We start from the raw sequence: 21,550 nt of genomic DNA on the forward strand, positions 1-21,550 counted from the left end.
GCCGGTGCGGTCGTCGGAGCGCATGACGACGACGGCCTGGGCGACGGAATCGTGCGCGGTGAGCGCGGATTCGATCTCACCCAGCTCGATGCGCAGACCACGCAACTTCACCTGGAAGTCGGTACGGCCCAGGTACACGATCGAACCGTCGGCGGCCCGCCGCACCAGGTCACCGGTGCGATACATGCGCTGGCCGGTCCCGAACGGGTTGGCCACGAACCGATCCGCGGTCAGATCCGCGCGGCCGACGTAGCCGCGCGCCAGCTGGTCGCCCGCGAGATACAGCTCGCCCGCGACGCCCTGCGGCACCGGGTGCAGACGCGAATCCAGCACGTACGCCTGGGCGTTCCACACCGGCAGACCGATGGGCACCGCGCCCTGCACATCCTCCGCGACCGGCGCGAACGTGGCGTGCACGGTGAATTCGGTGGGGCCGTACAGGTTGTGCAGCTTCGCCGGGCTGATACGACGGAACGCGGCGACATTGTCGGAGGTGAAGGCCTCACCGGCGACGAGCAGCGCCCGCAGCGAGGCGAGGGCTTCGGCATTCGCGCTGCCCGCGAACACGGTCAGCATGGACGGCACGAACGAGGTCATGGTGACCCGCTCGGCGGCAATGACATCCGCCAGATACTGCGGATCACGATGACCATCCGGCGTGGCCACGACCATGCGGCCACCGGTCGCCAACGGGCCGAACAACTCCCACACCGACACGTCGAAGGTCTGCGGGGTCTTGAACAGCACCACATCGTCGGCGTCGATGCCGTATTCGGTGGTGATCCAGCGGATCTGATTCACGACCGCCGAGTGCGGCACCGCCACACCCTTCGGGCGGCCGGTCGAACCGGAGGTGAAGATCACGTAGGCCGCGTTGGACGGCCGCAGCGGGGCGATCCGCTCGGCGTCCGAAACCGGAACAGCCTGGTATTCGGACAGATCCAGCGCGTCGATGACCAGGGTGTCCGTGCCCGCGGCCGTGAAGCCGTCGCGCGTGGTGGTCAGCACGCAGACCGGCGCCGCCGTCTCGAGGACGTAAGCGATGCGATCCTCCGGCTGGTCCAGGTCCAGCGGCACGTACGCGCCACCGGCCTCGAGCACCGCGTAGGCGGCGACCACGAGGTCGAGCGAGCGCCGCATACCCAGGGCGACAAGGGAATCCGGTCCGACACCGGTCGCGACCAGGTGCCGGGCCAGGCGATGCACCCGGTCGGCGAACTCGCCGTAGGAGAGTTCCGCTCCCGCTTCCCGATCGATGATCGCGACGGCATCCGGGGTCCGCGCGGCCTGCGCCTGGAACAGCGACACCAGCGTGCCGGTCGCCCCGGCGGGCAGGCCCGCCGCGACATCGACCCGGGTGAGGTTCCAGTCGCGCACCTCCTGCGCCACCGCCAGCACGTCCATCAGCGCGAGATCGCCGATCGGGCGGTGCGGGGTGAGCGCGACGGCCTTGAGCAGCTGGTTGAACCACTTGGCGAAGCGCTCGACGGTCGAGGCGTCGAACAGGTCGGTGGCGTAGATGAATTCGGCGGCCAGACCGGCGGGCGCGGCCGAGCCGTTGCCGGTCGCATCGGCGACGGCGGACTGCTCGGTGAGCACCAGTTGCAGGTCGAACTTGGCGGTGTCGATGCGCAGGTCCACGCCGCTGGCGGTCAGACCCGGCAGTTCCAGTTCGGCCGGTCCGGTGTTCTGGAACGACAGCATGACCTGGAACAGCGGGTGCCGGGCCTGCGAGCGGGCCGGGTTGAGGATCTCCACCAGGCGCTCGAACGGCAGGTCGGCGTGCCCGAAGGCGGCGATATCGGTGGCGCGCACCGAGTTCAGCAGATCGGTGAAGGACTCACCGCCGTCGATCTGCGTGCGCAGCACCAGGGTGTTGACGAACATGCCGATCAGATCGTCGAGCGCGCGCTCGCCACGACCGGCGACCGGGGTGCCGATGGCGATGTCCTGCTCGCCCGACAGGCGAGAGAGCAGGGCGGCCAGGGCGGCGTGGGCGACCATGAACAGCGTGGTGCCATTGGCGCGCGCCAGTTCGGCCAGCTTGGCGTGGGTGTCGCCGTCGATCCGGAAGTGGTGCACCGCACCGCGACCCGAGGCCACGGCCGGACGCGGGCGATCCGACGGCAGGTCCAGCTGTTCGGGCAGGCCGCGCAGGGTCTGGTTCCAGTAGGCGATCTGCTGGGCGATGACCGAGGTCTCGTCGTCCTCGCGGCCGAGCACCTCGCGCTGCCACAGCGCGTAGTCGGCGTACTGGACTTCCAGTGGCTGCCAGGCCGGTTCGCCGCCGTCGACGCGAGCCGCGTAGGCGGTCATGACATCCCGGGTGAGCGGCAGCATGGAGAAGCCGTCACCGGAGATGTGGTGCACCACCAGCGCGAGCACGTGCTCGGTCGGGGTGATCTCGAACAGCCCGGCCCGGAACGGCACCTCGGCGGTGACGTCGAAGCCGGCGCCGATGAGCCGCGAGAGCGCCTGCGGCAGTTCGGCTTCGGTGATCTCGATCGGCGTCAGGTCCGGGATGACCTGGGCGGTAGGCACGATCTCCTGGAAGGCCTGGCCGTCGATCTCCGGGTAGCGGGTGCGCAGCGACTCGTGCCGCGCCAGCACATCGGCGACCGCGATCTGCAGGGCCTGGCGGTCCACCAGACCCGACAGGCGCACGGCGGCCGGGATGTTGTTGACGGCCGATTCGGGATCGAACCGGTTGAGGAACCACATGCGCTGCTGCGCCAGCGACAGCGGCAGCCGCTCGGGCCGCTGCCGCGCGGTCAGCGCCAGGCGGGTGCCCGCGCCGGAATGGGTTTCGGCGCGCGCGGCCAGGGCGGCGACGGTGGCGGCCTCGAAGATCTCGCGCACGCCCAGTTGGGTGTCCAGCGCGGCGGACAGGCGCGCCGCCACCTGGGTGGCCGAGAGCGAGTTGCCGCCGAGGGCGAAGAAGTCGTCGTCCAGGCCGACCCGGCTCAGGCCGAGGATCTCGGCGAAGACGCCGGCGACGATCTGCTCCACCGGGGTGGTCGGGGCGCGGAAGACCGCGGCCTCGAACACCGGGGCGGGCAGGGCCTTGCGGTCCAGCTTGCCGGAGGCATTGAGCGGGAACTCGTCGAGCACCATGAGGACGGACGGCACCATGTACGACGGCAGCGCCTCGCCGAGCTCGGCGCGCACGGCGTCGGCGTCCACGCTGCGGCCCTGCGCGGCAATGACATACGCCACCAGCTGGTCGCCGGTGTGCACGTCGGAGCGGACCACGACCACCGACTGGGCAATGGAATCCAGTGCGGTGAGCGCGGATTCGATCTCACCGAGCTCGATGCGCAGACCACGCAGCTTCACCTGGAAGTCGGTGCGGCCGATGTAGTCGAGTTCGCCGTCGGCGGTCCACACCACGAGGTCGCCGGTGCGGTACATGCGCTGGCCGGACCCGAACGGGTTGGCCACGAACCGATCCGAGGTCAGGTCGGGGCGCGCCACGTATCCGGTGGCGAGCTGATCGCCCGCCAGGTACAGCTCACCCGCGACGCCGACCGGAACCGGCCGCAGACGCGCGTCGAGGACGTAGACCTCGGTGTTGTAGACCGGGCGGCCGATCGGCACGGAGTCGATATCGGCGTCGACCACCCGGTGGTAGGTGACGTCGACCGCGGCTTCGGTCGGGCCGTACAGGTTGTGCAGCTCGGCCCCGGTCAGCTCGCGCAGGCGGTGCGCGGGCTTGGGCGACAGGGCTTCACCGGAGGCGAAGACCATCCGCAGGCTGCTGCACTGCGCGGCGGCCGGCTCGGCCACGAACACCGCGAGCATGGACGGCACGAAGTGGGTGACCGTGACGCCTTCGCGGGCAATGAGTTCGGCCAGGTACGCCGGATCGCGGTGGCCTTCCGGCTTGGCCACGACCAGCTGCGCGCCGATCTGCAACGGCCAGAAGAACTCCCACACCGACACGTCGAAGGTGGACGGCGTCTTCTGCAGGACCACGTCCGCCGCGGTGAGCCCGTACGCGGACTGCATCCACACCAGGCGGTTGACGATGGCCGAGTGCGGCACCGCCACACCCTTCGGGCGGCCGGTCGAACCGGAGGTGAAGATGACGTAGGCGTTGTTCGACTCCCGCAGCGGCGCAAGGCGATCCGCGTCGGTGAGCGGCGCGCCCGAGAAGCTGGACAGATCCAGCAGGTCGATGCGCACCTGCGCGGTCTCGATCCCCAGGTCCTCGCCGGAGGTCAGCACGGTGACCGGATCGGCGGTGGCCAGGATGTATTCGGTGCGCTCGGCCGGGTGATCCGGATCCAGCGGCACGTACGCGCCACCGGCCACGGTCACCGCGTACATGCCGACCACCAGATCGATGGAGCGTCGCATGCCCAGCGCCACGAACGATTCCGCGCCCACGCCGCGCTCGATGAGCCAGCGCGCCAGGCGGTGCACCCGGTCGCCGAACTCGGCATAGGACAGAGCTGTCCCCTCGAAGCTGACGGCGGTCGCGTCGGGAGTCCGCGCGGCCTGCGCCTCGAACAGCGCGACCAGGGTCTTCGCGGCACCGGTTGCCTTCGCGGCGCCAGTCTTCGGAGCACCGCCCTCCGTCATTCCGGCGCGCTTTCGGCCGGAATCCACACCGGCAACGACATCATCCGCGTCGAGTGGATCCCGGCCAAAAGCATGCCGGGAGGACGCGGCGGCGGTCGAGGTCGAGGCGGCGGTCAGCGCCGCGTCCACGTCGAAGGTGGTCTCGTTCCACGTCTTCACGACCAGTTCGCGCTCGGCGGCGTCGAGCAGTTCGATATCGCCCACGGCCGCGGCGGGTTCGGTGGTGATGGCCGTCAGCACCCGGATGAGGCGGTCGGCAATGCGGCGGACCGTCTCCTCGTCGAACAGATCGCGCAGGTAGCCGGCGCGAATGCGCAGGCGGGTGTCGAGCTGGGCGATGAGCGTCAGCGGGTAGTGGGTGGCGTCGGCGGCGTCCAGGCCGGTGACGCCCATGCCGTCGATATCGGCGGCCTGGGCCTGCAGGCCCTCGGCGTCGACCGGGTAGGACTCGAACACCACCAGGGTGTCGAAGAGTCCGCCGATGCCCGTGGCGGTCTGGATGTCGGCCAGGCCGATGTAGTGGTGGTCGAGCAGGTCGGCCTGCTCGCCCTGGGTGCGGGTGAGCAGCGAGCGCGCCGATTCGGACGGATCGAAGGCGACCCGCACCGGAACGGTATTGATGAACAGGCCGACCATGGATTCGACCCCGGCCAGCTGCGCCGGACGGCCGGACACGGTGGTGCCGAACAGCACGTCGTCGCGGCCGGTGAGGCGGCCGAGCAGAATGCCCCACGCCACCTGGAGCACGGTGTTCGGCGTGACGCCGAGCTCCGCGGCCAGGGCGGTGAGGCGCGCGGTCGCGGCCTCGTCCAGATCGAAGAAGTATTCGCCGGACAGCGTGGCGATCTCGCGGCCCGCATCGGGGCGGGTCAGCAGGGTCGGCTCGGAGACGCCGCGCAGCGCCCGCTTCCAGGATTCCAGCGACGCCGAACGATCCTGCTGCGCAACCCATTCCAGGAAGTGGCGGTAGGACCGGACCGGCTGCAGCGCACTGCTGTCGGAGCGGGTCGCGTACAGCACCAGCAGGTCCTGCATGAGCAGCGGCATGGACCAGCCGTCCAGCAGGATGTGGTGGTTGGCCACGGCCAGCTGCCAGGAGTCGGCGGCGGTCTGCACCAGGGTGAAGCGGATGAGCGGCGGCTCGGTGAGGTCGAACCGCTGCATGCGGTCGGCCTCGATGATGTCCGACGCGTCGCCCGTGGCGGTGCGGTCGTGCTGCGACCAGGCCGCGCGCACGCCCTCGATGACCAGCTGTACCGGAGTGCCGGAGGCATCGGAAACGTAGGCGGTGCGCAGGATTTCGTGCCGGTCGAGCAGCGCCTGCGCGGCGGCGCGCAGCCGGTCGGCGTCGACGCGGCCGGTGAGGGTGAGCACGGCCTGGGCGGTGTAGACGTCCACCGAGGTGGCCGCCAGCTGGGCGTGGAAGAGCAGACCGGCCTGCAGGGCCGACAGCGGCCACACCTGCTGGAGTCCGCCGAAACGCTGTTCCCAGCCGTCGATATCGCGCTGGGTGATCTGCACCAGACCGAAGTCGGACGGCGTGTGCCCGCCCGCCTCGGCCGATTCCGCATGGCGTGCGACGGCGGACAGCGCAGTGGTCCACAGCGCGGCGAACTCCGCGATCTCGGCGGCCGACAGCAGCGTGCTCGGGTAGCCGATATTGGCGGTCAGCTTGTCGCCGGTGACGATGGCATTGATGTCGATCGGCGCCATGGCCGGCATATCGGCGTCGTACGCGCCGCCCAGCTCGCCCAGGTCGGCGGCCGGGATCCAGCCGAAGCCGCGCAGCGCCTCGGGCACATCGCCCTCGTTGACCCGGCCCAGGTAGTTGAAGCTGACCTGGCCGGGCAGCTGCTTGGGCAGCTGATCGGCGGTGGCCTGGTTCAGGTACCGCAGCAGCCCGTAGCCGATGCCCTTGTCCGGCACCGCGAGCAGCTGCTCCTTGATGGCCTTGATGGCGCGGCCCATGGCCGGGCCACCCGCCAGCGCGGCGTCCACGTCGATACCGGTGAGGTCGAAGCGGACCGGGAAGATGGCGGTGAACCAGCCGGCCGTGCGGGACAGATCCGCGCCCGGCACGACCTCTTCCTCGCGGCCGTGGCCTTCCAGGCGGACGAGGGCTGTGTTGTGCCCCTCGGCCTTCTCCCCCGCGCCGATTCCCTTGTCCGCGCGCCACTTCGCGACGGCCAGCGCCAGCGCGGTCAGCAGACCGTCATTGACGCCGCCGTGGAACAGCGCGGGCACGGTGGTGAGCAGCGCCTTGGTGGTCTCGGCGGAAACCTCGACGCGATGCTTCTCGATGACGGCGGTGACGTCCACGGCCGGATCCAGGGGCCGCTCGGTGAGCAGCGGGTCCGGGCCGTCGACGACCGTGCGCCAGTAGTCGAGCTCGGCCAGGCGCGCCTCGGTGGCGGCTTCCCGCTCGAGGGCGTGCGCCCAGGTGCGCATGCTGGTGGCGGGCGCGATGAGCTCGGGGGTCTGTCCGGCGGACAGCTGGCCCCAGGCGGTGACGAAGTCCGGCACCAGGATTCGCCAGGTGACGCCGTCGACCACGAGGTGGTGGGCGGCGACGATGAGGCGGCCGGCGCGGCTCTGATCCGTCGGCTCCAGCCAGACGAACCGGATGACCACGCCCGCAGCGGGATCCAGTCGATCGAGGGTGGCATCCAGTGCGGCGGAGGCGATCTCGACGAGCTGATCGTCGCTCACGGCCGCATCGAACTCGACGCGGTCGATGAGCGCGTCCACGTCGATGGTGCCGGGCTCGACGGTTTCCACGATCCAGTCCGCCCCGGGCACCCGGCGCAGGCGCGAGCGCAGCATGTCGTGGCGGTCGATGACCGCGCCGACGGTGGCGGCGATGCCCGCGCGATCGATGCCGATCGGCAGTTCGAGAGCCATGGTCTGGTTGAAGCGCCCGAACGAGCCCGGCCGCTCCACCATGAACCGGACGACCGGCGTCAGCGGCATGACACCCACGCCGCCGCCCGGCAGCTCGGTCAGCTGCGGAGCCGAATCACCCTGGCCGTCGGTGGTTTCCGCGACGGCGGCCAGTCCGGAGACGGTGCGCTGTTCGAACACGTCGCGCGGGCTGAAGACCACCCCGCGCGCCTTGGCCCGCGACACCAGCTGAATGGAGACGATGGAGTCGCCGCCCAGGGCGAAGAACGAATCGTCGATGCCGACCCGCTCCACGCCGAGCACCTCGGCGAAGACCTCGGCAATGGTGTGCTCGACGGCATTGCGCGGGGCCCGGAAGGTGACCTCGGTCGCGAACACCGGCTCGGGCAGGGCCTTGCGGTCCAGCTTGCCGACCGGAGTCAGCGGCACCCGGTCGATGATCATCACCGACGACGGCACCATGTACGCGGGCAGACGCTGCTCGACATGCGCGGTGACGGTGGCGACATCGATCGTATGACCCGGCGTGGCAACCACATACGACACCAGCGACACCGCGCCCGCGGCGTTCTTGTGACCGACCGTGACCGCGAAGTCCACGGTCTCGTGCGACGCCAGGGCCGCGTCGATCTCACCGAGCTCGATGCGGAAACCGCGGACCTTCACCTGGAAGTCGGAACGGCCGACGTACTCGACCTCACCGGCAGGGGTCCAGCGGACCACGTCACCGGTGCGGTACATCCGCGCACCCTCGACGTACGGGTTGGCGACGAACCGATCGGCGGTCAGACCCGGGCGGGCGTGGTAGCCGCGCGCCAGCTGAATGCCCGACAGATACAGCTCACCCGCGACACCGACCGGCACGGGGCGCAGCCGGTTGTCGAGGATCAGCGACTGCATGCCGCGGATCGGGCCGCCGATGGTGACCAGCTCACCGGGCTCGAGCGCCTCGCTGATATTGGTCATGATGGTGGTCTCGGTCGGGCCGTAACCATTGTGGAAGGCGCGCATGGTGCCGTCCGCCAGCGGAACCGCCCACTTCTCGACCAGGTCGGCCGGAACGGCTTCACCACCGGCGACCAGCACGCGCAGCGAGTCCAGTCCGGCCGGGCCGAAGGTGGACAGCGCGGCCGGGGTGATGAAGGCGTGCGTGGCCCGCTCGCGCTTGATCAGCTCGGACAGTTCCTCGCCGCCGTACACGCCCGGCGGCACCACCACGAGGGTGCCGCCCGCGCCGATGGCGAGCAGGAATTCCAGCATGGACGCGTCGAACGACGGCGAGGCGAAATGCAGTGCCCGCGAACCGGAGTCGAGCTCGTAGCGAATGGTCTGCTCGAGGCAGAAGTTGGCCAGGCCGGCGTGGGTGACCACGACGCCCTTGGGCACGCCGGTGGAACCGGAGGTGTAGATGACATACGCCGGATGCTCCGGCCGCAGCGGCCGCACCCGATCGGCGTCGGCAATGGCGGTGGCCGCGAAGGCGTCCAGGTCGAGTTCGTCCAGGACCAGCCATTCCACCGATTCCGGCAGATCGGCGCGCACCGAGGCCACGGTCAGGCCGACCGGCGAACCGGAGTCGGTGACCATGTGGGCGATGCGGTCGGCCGGGTAGTTCGGGTCCACCGGCACGAAGGCCGCACCGGTCTTGGACACCGCCCATTCGGCGAAATACGAATCCGCGGACCGCGGCACCGCGATGGCGACCAGGTTCTCCGTACCGATGCCGCGCTGAATCAGCAGGCGCGCCAAGCGGTTCGAGCGCTCGTCGAGCTCGCCATAGGACAGACTCGTCCCCTGCGACGGCGAGCCGTCAATCGAACTCTGCACCACGGCGGGCGCGCTCGGGTTGAGCGAAACGGCGTCGGCCAGCAGCTGCGGCAGGGTGCGCGCCGGAACGGCCGGGCGGCCGAAACGGCTCACCAGATCGGCGCGCTCGTCCTGATCCAGGATGTCGATGGCCCCGACCGCGATCTCCGGATTCGCGGCGATCGCCTCCAGCACCCGCAGCCAGCGCTGCGCGAAGCTGTCGGCGGTGGTCTCGTCGAACAGGTCGGTGGCGTAGGTGAGCGCCAGCGCCATGCCTGTGCCGGATCCCGCCCCGCTCCCGCCCGTGTCCCGTTCCGACAGCGTGAACTGCATATCGAAGCGGGAGATGTTCTCCTCGAGATCCAGCGCGGAGACCGTCAGCCCCGGCAGTTCCAGGCTGGCGCGATCCAGGTTCTGGAAGGCCAGCATGACCTGGAACAGCGGGTTGCGGGCCTGCGAGCGCTCGGGCGCGAGCAGTTCGACCAAGCGCTCGAACGGCACATCGGCATTGCCGAAGGCGTCGAGGTCGGCGTGCCGGGCCCGATCGAGCAGATCCGAGAAGGATTCGGCCGGATCGATGCCGGTGCGCAGCACCAGGGTATTGACGAACATGCCGACCAGGTCGTCCAGCGCCGCCTCGCCGCGACCGGCGACCGGCGTGCCGATGGCGATGTCATCGCCGCCGGACAACCGGGCCAGCAGCACCGCGAGGGCGCTGTGCATGACCATGAACAGCGAGGAACCCCGCTGCCGGGCAACGTCTTCCAGCGCCCCGAGCAGTTCCGGCGACAGGCTGCGGTGCAGCGTCGCGCCCCGATGCGAGGCGACGGCGGGCCGCGGCCGGTCGGTCGGCAGCGCCAGCTCGTCCGGCACGCCGTCGAGCACGCGCTGCCAGTAGGCGACCTGGCGGGCCATGAGCGAGGACGAATCCTCTTCCGAGCCCAGCACTTCCCGCTGCCAGATGGCGAAATCGGCGTACTGGATGGCCAGCGGGGCCCAGCCGGGCGCCGCGCCCAGGGTGCGCGCGGTGTAGGCGGTCATGACATCGCGGGTCAGCGGGGCCATGGAGAAACCGTCACCGGCGATGTGGTGCACGACCACGACGAGCACATGCTCGCGCGTGACCGAGTCTGCCTCGGCGGCAGCCTCGTTCGAGTCCTCGTCGGCCGCAGCCGGGGTGGCGACGCGGAACAGGCGGGCGCGCAACGGAACCTGATCGGCGACATTGAAGCCCAGCGTCGCGAACGCCGTCACGGCCTCGGTCAGGCTCTCCGGCGCGACCGTGACCGGGCGCAGATCGAGCGCGACCTGCTCGGCCGGGACGACCACCTGCATCGGCGTGCCGCCGTGCTCCGGGTAGCGGGTGCGCAGCGACTCGTGCCGACGCACCACATCGGCGACCGCGAGTTCCAGTGCGGCGGTATCGAGTTCGCCGGTGAGGCGGATGGCCAGCGGCAGGTTGTAGGCCGCCGAGGAGGTGTCGTACTGGTTGAGGAACCACATGCGCTGCTGCGCGAACGACAGCGGCACCAGTTCCCCGGCCGGGCGCGGGCGCGCGACCAGCTTGGCGCGGGACGCACCGTCGGCATGCGATTCGATGCGGGCGGCCAGGGCCTCCACGGTGGTGGCCTCGAACAGGGTGCGCACCGCGACCGTGGTGTCCAGCGCCGCGCCGATGCGCGACACCACCCGGGTGGCGATGAGCGAGTTGCCGCCCAGCTCGAAGAAGTCGTCGTCCAGGCCGACCCGCGCCAGGTCCAGGACCTCCGCGAACACGGCGGCCACGGTCTCCTGCGTCGGCGTCTCCGGCGCGCGGAAGGCGCGGGCCTGCACCGCCGGGGCGGGCAGGGCGCGGCGGTCCAGCTTGCCGTTGACGGTCAGCGGAATGGCGGCCATGACCACGAGGGCCGAGGGAACCATGTAGGACGGCAGGCGTTCCGCCGCACCGTCGCGGACGGTGTGCAGCCACTCGTCCGAGCCGATGGTCGTACCGACGGCCGAGGCGGCCAGCGCCGCGTCGGAGTCGGAGCCCTCTGGCACCACGTACGCCACGATGCGCTGATCGCCCGGCTGGTCCTCGCGCACGATGACGGCGGCCTGGGCCACGCCCGGCTGGCCGAGCACGGCGGCCTCGATCTCGCCGAGCTCGATACGGAAGCCGCGCACCTTGACCTGATCGTCGGCGCGGCCGAGGTATTCGAGTTCGCCGAAACGGTTCCAGCGCGCCACGTCACCGGAGCGGTACAGGCGGCTGCCCGGCTCGCCGAACGGGCTGGCGACGAAGCGGGCGGCGCTCAGGTCGGGGCGGCCGAGGTAGCCGCGCGCCAATTGCGGTCCGGCGACGTACATTTCGCCCGCGACGCCCACCGGCACCGGGTGCAGGCGGTCGTCGAGCACATATACCCGCAGCCCGGCGATGGCGCGGCCGACCACGGAACCCGTTGCCGCGGCGATGGTCTCGGCATCGAGCACACGGTGCGAGACGTGCACGGTGGTCTCGGTGATGCCGTACATATTGACCAGCTGCGGACCGCCGGCCCGCACGCCGGTGGCCGCATCGACACAGCCGTCGCCGTGGCGCGCAACCCAATCGGCGAGGCGGCGCAGCTCGAGCGCCTCGCCGCCGAAGACCACGTAGCGCAGGGCGAGGGCCTGGTCGGCACCGGCCTCGGTATGCGATTCGCGGCTCGCCGCGGCGGCAATGCGATCGGCCTCGGCCAGCTGGTAGAACGCCGACGGGGTCTGGTTGAGCACGGTGACCTGCTCGCGGCGCAGCAGTTCCAGGAACTGCTCCGGCGAGCGCGACACGTAGTAGTCGACGACCACGAGCTTGCCGCCGTAGAGCAGCGGACCCCACAGCTCCCACACCGAGAAGTCGAAGGCGTAGGAGTGGAACAGCGTCCACACGTCATCGGGCCCGAAACCGAACTCGCGATCGGTATTGGCCATGAGCCGCACCACATTCCGGTGCGCCACGGCCACGCCCTTGGGGCGGCCGGTGGAGCCGGAGGTGTAGATGACGTAGGCCACGTGCTCGGGACGCAGCGCGGCCCGGCGGTCGGCATCGGTAATGGGCGCGTCGGCCGCGTCCTCGATATCCCCGGCCTCGAGCGAGAAGCCGTCCAGGGAAACGGCGGGCAGTTCGGCGGGGAGCTCCACCTGCACGGTGGAGTCGATGATCACGCTGGTCGGCTCGGCATCCGACAGCACGTAGGCAATGCGATCGGCCGGGTAGGTCGGGTCCACCGGCACATAGCCCGCACCGGTCTTGATCACGGCCAGCAGCGCCACCACCAGGTCGGCGGAGCGCGGCAGCAGCACCGCGACCAGGGACTCCGGTCCCGCGCCGTCGGCGATCAGCCTGCGCGCCAGCACATTCGCGCGACGGTCGAGATCACCGTAGGTGAGCTCTTCCTCGCCGAAGCGCACCGCGACCCGGTCCGGGTAGGCGGCCACGGCCGCGTCGAACAGCCCGGACAGCGTGGCGTCCGGATCCACGAACTGATTCAGGCGCGCGGCGGACAGCGCGGAACCGCCGACGGGCAGACGGGTGGCGTGGGCCAGGGCCGCGGCGGCGCTCTCCACGCCCGCGGCGGTCAGGGCGGCCGGATCGACCGGGCTCGCCGGATCGCCGTCGGCCCGGTTGCCGTCCTCGGCCAGCGCCCGCGCGGCCGCTTCGACCGTGCTGCGCGCCGCCCGCGCCACGGCGACGATGTCATCGCCCGCGGACACCCAGCGCTCCGAGACATCGCGGCGCTCGGCCTCACCCAGCAGATCGATATCGCCGACCAGCACGGCCGGATCGTCGGCGACGGTGCGCAGGATGCGGACCAGGCGTTCGGCGAAGGAGGCGATGGTCTCCGGGTCGAACAGATCGGTGGCGTAGTTCCAGGACAGCCCCAGCGAGCCGTCGGCGCGCTCGCCCACGGTCAGCTGCACATCGAATTTCGCGGTGCCCGCGTCGAATTCGACGGCCTCGATATCCAGCCCCGGCAGCGCGACCGCGCCCGCGTCCTTGGCGCTCGCGGCCTCGAAGGTGAGTGCGACCTGGAACAGCGGGTGGTGCGCCTGCGAGCGCACCGGGCTGAGCACGTCGACCAGCCGCTCGAACGGCACGTCGGCGTGCGCGAAGGCGGCCAGGTCGGTGCGCCGCGCCTGGGCGAGCAGCTCGCGGAACGGTGCGTCCGGCCGCACCTCGGTGCGCAGCACCAGGGTGTTGACGAACATGCCGACGAGATCGTCGAGGGCCTTCTCGCCACGGCCCGCGATGGGCGTGCCGATGGCGATGTCGGTGGACCGCGACAGGCGCGCCGACCAGGTGGCCAGCGCGGCGTGCAGCACCATGAACAGGGTGACGTCGTGCTCGCGGGCGAGCGCGGTCAGGTTCCGGTACAGCTCGGCGTCGATCGAGAAGTCGTGGGTGCCACCGGCATTGGTGGCGATCTCCGGTCGCGGCCGATCGGCCGGGAGCTCGATCTGCTCGGGCAGGTCGGCCAGCTGCCGGGTCCAGTAGGCGATCTGCTCGGCGGCCGCCGATTCCGGATCGGTCTCCGCGCCGAGCACCTCGCGCTGCCACAGCGCGTAGTCGGCGTACTGCACCGGCAGCGGCGTCCAGGCCGGGGCCTCTCCCCCGCTGCGGGCGAAGTAGGCGGCGACCACGTCGCGCAGCAGCGGGCGCAGCGAGAAGCCGTCGGCGCTGATGTGGTGCAGCACCAGGACCAGCACGTGCTCGGTCTCGCTCAGGCTGAGCACCGTCGCGCGGAACGGCAGTTCGCGGGTGACGTCGAAGAAGACGCTCGCCAGCGCGGTGATGCGCGCGGGCAGTTCGGCGGCCGTGACATTCTCGGCGCGCACCTCGAAGTCGATCTCGGACAGCCCCAGCACCCGCTGGTAGCCGTCGCCCTCGACCTCCGGGTAGATGGTGCGCAGCGCCTCGTGCCGGGCCAGCACATCGCCGATGGCGGCGGCGAAGGCCGCGGTGTCGATCTCGCCGGTGAGCTTCAGCGCCACCGGGATGTTGTTGACGGCGGTGCGGTTGTCGAAGCGGTTGAGGAACCACATGCGCTGCTGCGCCGGGGACAGCGGCACCAGCTCGGGGCGCTCCTGCGGCGCGAGCGGCGTGCGCGTGCCGGTGCCGACGCGCGATTCCAGTTGCGCGGCGAGGGCGGCCACGGTGGTGGCCTCGAACAGGCTGCGCAGCGGGATATCGGCGTCGAGGGCGGCGGACAGGCGCGCGATCACCTGGGTGGCGATGAGTGAGTTGCCGCCGAGCTCGAAGAAGTCGTCGTCCAGGCCGACCCGCTCGCTGCCGAGCACATCGGCGAAGACGCCGGCCACGGTCTGCTGCACCGGGGTCTCCGGGGCGCGGTAGGCGGCGACGGCGAAGGTCGGCGCGGGCAGCGCCTTGCGATCCAGCTTGCCGGAGGCATTGAGCGGGAAGGCGTCGAGGACCATGAAGGCCGCGGGCACCATGTAGGCCGGAAGCTGCTGTGCGAGCGCGTCCTTCACGGCCTCGGTGTCGAGATGCCCGTCGGCCGCGACCAGGTAGGCCACCAGCTGATCGCCGGTGCGCTCGTCCTGGCGCACCACGACGACGGACTGCGCGACGGCGGGCAGCGCGGTGAGCGCCGACTCGATCTCGCCGAGCTCGATGCGCAGACCGCGCAGCTTCACCTGGAAGTCGGTGCGGCCCAGGTATTCCAGTTCCCCGGCCGGGGTCCACACCACCAGGTCGCCGGTGCGGTACATGCGCTCGCCGTGGCCGAACGGATTGGCCACGAAGCGATCCGAGGTCAGGTCGGCCCGCGCCACATAGCCGGTGGCCAGCTGATCGCCCGCCAGATAGAGCTCACCCGCGGTACCCACCGGCACCGGCCGCAGCCGCGAATCCAGCACGTACACCTGGGTATTGAAGACCGGGGCGCCGATCGGCACGGAGGCCAGATCGGCATCGGTCACCTCGTGGTAGGTGACGTCGACGGCGGCCTCGGTGGGGCCGTACAGGTTGTGCAGGCGCGCGCCGGTCAGCGCGCGCAGCTGCTGTGCGGTCGGCGCGGGCAGGCCCTCACCGGAGGCGAAGACATTGCGCAGCGAGGTGCATCCGGCGACGCCGTCCTCGGCCACGAACACGGCCAGCATGGACGGCACGAAGTGCAGCGTGGTGACCTGCTCGGCCTGAATGAGGCGGATCAGGTAGGCGGGATCGCGGTGGCCGTCCGGCTTGGCGACCACCAGTCGCGCACCGACCTGCAACGGCCAGAAGAACTCCCACACCGACACGTCGAAGGTGGAGGGCGTCTTCTGCAGCACGACATCGTAGGCGGCCAGCGCGTATTGGGCGTGCATCCACACCAGGCGGTTGACGATGGCGGCGTGCGAGACCGCGACGCCCTTGGGGCGGCCGGTCGAACCCGAGGTGAAGATGACGTACGCGGTGTTCTGCGGGCGCAGCGGCGTGCGACGCTCGGCATCGGTGACCGGAGTGTCGGCGAAGGCCGACAGCTCCAGCTCGTCGATACGAACCTGGCGTGCGGCAACCTCTTCCAGATCATTGCCGGAAGTCAGCACGCAGACCGGCTGTGCGGTCTCGAGGATGTACTGGGTGCGCTCGGCCGGGTGATCCGGGTCCAGCGGCACGTACGCGCCACCGGCCACGGTGACGGCGTACATGCCGACCACCAGATCGAGCGAGCGGCGCATACCGAGCGCCACAAAGGATTCCGGCCCCACGCCCGCGGCGATGAGCCAGCGCGCCAGCTGCCGGACGCGACCGGCGAACTCGGCGTAGGACAGACTCGTCCCCTCGAACGTGACCGCCATGGCATCGGGGGTCAGCGCGACCTGGTTCTCAAACAGCGAGACCAGCGTGGCGGCAGCGCCTTCGGCGACCTCGGGCAGCGCCGCGTCCAGATCGAAGGCGGTGTCGTTCCAGGCGTGCAGCACCTGGTTGCGCTCGATGTAGTCGAGCAACTCCACATCCCCGACCCGCATGGCCGGGTCGGCGACCACGGCGCTGAGCACGCGCACGAACCGCTGCGCGAAGGTGTCGGCGAACGCGCCGTCGAAAAGGTCGGTGGCGTAGACGAGTTCGGCGGCCATGCCGCGGTCGTCGTCGGCGATCTCGCTCAGCGTCAGCTGCAGATCGAATTTGGCCGTCTGCTGGTCCACGCCCAGCTCGGCCACGCGCAGGCCCGGCAGTTCCAGGGCGGTGCGGCCCAGGTTCTGGAAGGAGAGCATGACCTGGAACAGCGGGTGCCGCGCCTGCGAGCGCGCCGGGTTGAGCACCTCGACGAGGCGCTCGAACGGCACGTCCGCGTGGGCGAAGGCCTGCAGGTCGCGCTCACGCACCTGCTTCAGCAGATCGGCGAAGGTGTCGCCGGTGTCCACCTGCGAACGCAGTACCAGGGTGTTGACGAACATGCCGACGAGATCGTCGAGCGCCTGCTCGCCACGGCCCGCGACCGGGATGCCGACGGCGATGTCGTCGGTGCCGCTCAGGCGCGCCAGCAGCGCGGCGAAAGCACTGTGCACCACCATGAACAGCGTGGTGCCGTGCTGCTGCGCCACACGGTTCAGGCCGGTGATGAGCTCGCCCGGCACCTGGAAGCGGTGCGTGCCCGCACCGTAGGAGGCGACGGCCGGACGCGCCTTGCTGGACAGCCGCAGCTCGTCCGGCAGGCCGTTGAGGGCGGTACGCCAGTAGTCGAGCTGCTCGGTGACCAGCGAGCGCGGATCCTCTTCGGAGCCCAGGGTTTCCCGCTGCCACAGCGCGTAATCGGCGTACTGCACCGGCAGTTCCGGCCAGCCCGGGGCCTCGCCGTTGCTGCGCGCCACATAGGCGGTCATGAGATCGCGCACCAGCGGGTTCATCGAGAATCCGTCGGCGGCGATGTGGTGCGCCACCAGTACGAGCACGTAATCGTCGGCGGCGACCTGGAAGGCCCGCAGCCGCACCGGCAGCTCGGCGGTGACATCGAAGCCGCGACCGGCGAATTCGTAGATCGCACCGAATAGTTCGGCCTCGTCGACCTCGACCACGTCGAGCTGCGGAATGGCCCGCGCGGTGGGCAGCACCTTCTGGTAGGCGACGCCCTCGTGCGACGGGTAGACGGTGCGCAGCGATTCGTGCCGCGCCATCACATCGGCGACGGCGCCGCGCAGGGCGTCGAGATCCAGTGCGCCGGTGAGGCGGACGGCCGCGGGAATGTTGTTGGCGGCCGAGTCGGTGTCGAACCGGTTGAGGAACCACATGCGCTGCTGTGCCAGCGACAGCGGCGGGTGCTCCGGCCGAGTCTGGGCGGTGAGGGCTTGGCGCACACCGGTTCCGGCGTGCGATTCCACCCGGGCGGCCAGCGCCGCCACGGTCGGGGCCTCGAACAGCACGCGCACGCCGATCTCGGCGTTCAGCGCGGCCGACAGCCGCGCCACGGCCTGGGTGGCGACGAGGGAGTTGCCGCCGAGTTCGAAGAAGTCGTCGTCCACGCCGACGCGTTCCACGCCGAGCAGGTCGGCGAAGATCTGCGCGGTGATCTCCTCGATCGGGGTCGAGGGCGCGCGGAAACGCTTGGCCTCGAAGACCGGTGCGGGCAGCGCCTTGCGATCCAGCTTGCCGGAGGCATTGACCGGGAAGGCGTCCAGGACCACCAGGGCCGAGGGCACCATGTACGCGGGCAGCGAGCGGCCCAGCGCGGCCTTCACCGCGTCGGCGTCCACCACGGCGTCCTGCTCGCGGACCACGTAGCCCACGAGCTGATCGCCGGCGTGCGGATCGTTGCGCACCACCACGACCGACTGCGCGATGCCGGGCTCGGCCAGCAGCGCGGCCTCGATCTCGCCCAGCTCGATGCGCAGACCGCGCAGCTTGACCTGGAAGTCGGTGCGGCCCAGGTAGTTCAGCTCGCCGTCGGCGGTCCAGGTGACGAGGTCGCCGGTGCGGTACATGCGCGCGCCGGGCGCGCCGTACGGGTTGGCGACGAAGCGGTCCGCGGACAGGTCCGGGCGGCCGAGATAGCCGCGGGCCAGCTGATCGCCCGCCAGATAGAGCTCACCCGCGATACCCGGTGCGACGGGTCGCAGCCGGGCGTCCAGGACGTAGGTGCGGGTGTTCCACACCGGCCGGCCGATCGGCACGAACACGGTGTCGGCCTCGGTGACCTCGTGGTAGGTGACGTCGACGGCGGCCTCGGTGGGGCCGTACAGGTTGTGCAGGCGCGCGCCGGTCAGCTCGCGCAGCTTCTGCGCGGTCGGCGCGGGCAGCGCCTCACCGGAGGCGAAGACCTGCCGCAGCCGCGGCGCGGGCAGCACGGAGTCACCGTTCTCGTTGCCCAGGGTGGCCACGAAGACCGACAGCATGGACGGCACGAAGTGCGCGGTGGTGATGCCTTCCTCGGCGATGACCTGCGCCAGATAGACCGGATCACGGTGCCCGTCCGGCTTGGCCACGACCAGGCGCGCCCCGGTCTGCAAGGGCCAGAAGAACTCCCACACCGACACGTCGAAGGTGGCCGGGGTCTTCTGCAGCACCGCGTCGTCCGCGCCGATCGGGTACTCGTGCTGCATCCACAGCAGGCGGTTGACGATCGCGCCGTGCTCGACCGCGACGCCCTTCGGGCGGCCGGTCGAACCGGAGGTGAAGATCACGTAGGCGGTGTGCGCTGGCGAGATCGCCCGTCCGCGTTCGGCATCGGTGATCGGCTCGGCCGAGTAGCCGTCGAGGTCGATCGAATCCACCTCGAGCACCGGCACATTGCGGCCGGTCACGAAGTCGTCGCGGCCGGTGGTGAGGATGGCCGCCGGGCGGGCGGTGTCCAGCACGTAGTCGATGCGCTCTGCCGGCTGGTCCGGATCCAGCGGCACATACGCGCCACCGGCCTCCAGCACCGCGTACATGGCGACCACGAGGTCGAGCGAGCGCCGGATGGCCAGCGCCACAAGCGATTCCGCTCCGACGCCGTCGGCCATGAGCTTGCGGGCCAGGCGGTGCACCCGCGCCGAGAACTCGGCGTAGGACAGACTTGTCCCCTCGAAGCTGACGGCAGGCGCATCGGGGCTGGTCAGAGCCTGTGCCTCGAAGAGCGAAACCAGCGTCGCCGCCGCGCCTTCGGGCAGCGCGGGCAGGACGCGCCCAAGCTCGAAGTCCGTGTCGTTCCAGCCCGAGAGGACCTTGGCGCGCTCGTCGCCGATCAGCAGATCGATATCGCCGATCGGCCGCTCCGGATCGGTGGCGACCGCGTCCAGGATCAGATCCAGCCGGTGCGCGAACGCCGCGACGGTGGACTCGTCGAAAAGATCCAGGGCATAGGAGAACTCGGCGGACATGCCCGCGTTCTCACCGTGCGCGTCCTGGGTCTCCTGCAGGGTCAGCTGCAGGTCGAACTTGGCCAGGCCCGGGTCGTAGTCGATGCCGTTGACCGAGAGTCCGGGCAGTTCCAGGCTGGCCTGCCGGGTGTTCTGGAAGGTCAGCATGACCTGGAACAGCGGGTGCCGCGCCTGCGAGCGCGCCGGGTTGAGCACCTCGACGAGGCGTTCGAACGGCACGTCGGCGTGGGCGAAGGCGTGCAGGTCGGTATCGCGCGCGGTGGCGAGCAGTTCGGCGAAGGTGGTGTCATTGTTCACCTCGGTGCGCAGCACCAGGGTGTTGACGAACATGCCGATGAGGTCGTCGAGCGCGGCCTCACCGCGGCCGTGCACCGGGGTGCCGATGGCGATATCGCTGGTTCCCGACAGCCGGGCCAGCAGCACCGCCAGCGCGGAGTGCAGCACCATGAACAGCGAGGCATTGTGCCGGCGGCCCAGATCCAGCAGGCGCTGCTGGGTCTCGGCGGAGATGGCGAACGGGTAGGTGCCGCCGCGGTAGCTGGCCACGGCCGGCCGCTGCCGGTCCCAGGGCAGCACCAGCTCGTCCGGCAGATCCGCCAGACCCTCGCTCCAGTACCGGATCTGCTTGGAGATCAGCGAGTTCGGATCGTCCTCGGAACCGAGCACCTCGCGCTGCCACAGCGCGTAGTCCGCGTACTGCACCGGCAGTTCGGCCCACGCCGGGGCCTCCCAGGAGGTGCGGGCGGCGTAGGCGACCATGACGTCGCGGGCCAGCGGGCCCATGGACCAGCCGTCGGCGGAGATATGGTGCACCACCATGCCGAGCACGTACTCGGTCTCGCTGATCTCGAACAGCCGGGCGTGCAGCGGCACCTCGCCGGTGACGTCGAAGGCCATGGTGGCCAGCTCGATCAGGTGCTCGATGAGGTTGGCCTCGGTGACCGGCACCGGGGTCAGATCGGGCACGATCTGCGCGGCGTCCTGAACCCGCTGCACCGGTCCGTTCGGGGTCTCCGGGAAGACGGTGCGCAGCGACTCGTGCCGGTCGATGACATCGATGACGGCGACCTGCAGGGCCGCGATATCGAGCTCGCCGGACAGCCGGATGGCGACCGGGATGTTGTTGACCGCCGAGGCGGTGTCGAACCGGTTGAGGAACCACATGCGCTGCTGCGCAAGGGAAAGCGGGATATCGGCCGGACGCTCGCGGGCCACCAGCGCCTTGCGGCCGCCGTCGCCGACATGCGATTCCACCCGCGCGGCCAGCGCCGCCACGGTGGCGGCCTCGAACAGCATGCGCACCGGGACGCGGGTGTCCAGGGCGGTGCCGAGGCGGGTGGCGACCTGGGTGGCGATGAGCGAGTTGCCGCCGAGCTCGAAGAAGTCGTCGTCCACGCCGACGCGCGCGATGCCGAGCACCTCGCCGAAGATCTGGGCGACGATCTCCTCGATCGGCGTTGTCGGGGCGCGGAACTCGCGCACCTCGAAGCGCGGCGCGGGCAGCGCCTTGCGGTCCAGCTTGCCGGAGGCGTTGAGCGGGAAGGCATCCAGCACCACGAAGGCCGAGGGCACCATGTACGCGGGCAGCGTGCGGTGCAGCCAGGTCTTGACGCTGTCGAGGTCGACCGGGCCGCCGGTCACCAGGTAGGCGACCAGCTGATCGCCGGCGACGGTGTCCATGACCAGCACGACCGCCTGGCTGACCGCGGGGTGGTCGAGCAGGGCGGTCTCGATCTCGCCGAGCTCGATGCGCTGGCCGCGGAACTTCACCTGGAAGTCGGTGCGGCCGATGTACTCCACGACGCCGGGCTCGGTCTGGCTCCAGCGCACCAGGTCACCGGTGCGGTAGAGGCGGGAGCCGGGCGCGCCGAAGGGGTTGGCGACGAAGCGTTCCGCGCTCAGATCGGGGCGGCCGTAGTAGCCGCGCGCGACCTGCGCGCCG

Annotated in this window: 1 protein-coding gene (cut by both window edges); it reads right to left on the bottom strand. The window is 70.6% G+C overall.

Every position in this 21,550-nt window falls within one protein-coding gene, locus ACYQ5L_RS35010, for a non-ribosomal peptide synthase/polyketide synthase, read on the bottom strand. The gene is 44,334 nt long; 17,088 of those nucleotides lie to the left of the window and 5,696 to its right, leaving coding positions 5,697–27,246 in view, spanning codon 1,899 (partial) through codon 9,082 (complete); the first complete codon in reading order (the gene reads right to left) occupies positions 21,547–21,549. Both the start codon and the stop codon lie outside the window.

It is taken from the genome of Nocardia sp. IFM 10818 (assembly GCF_054655275.1).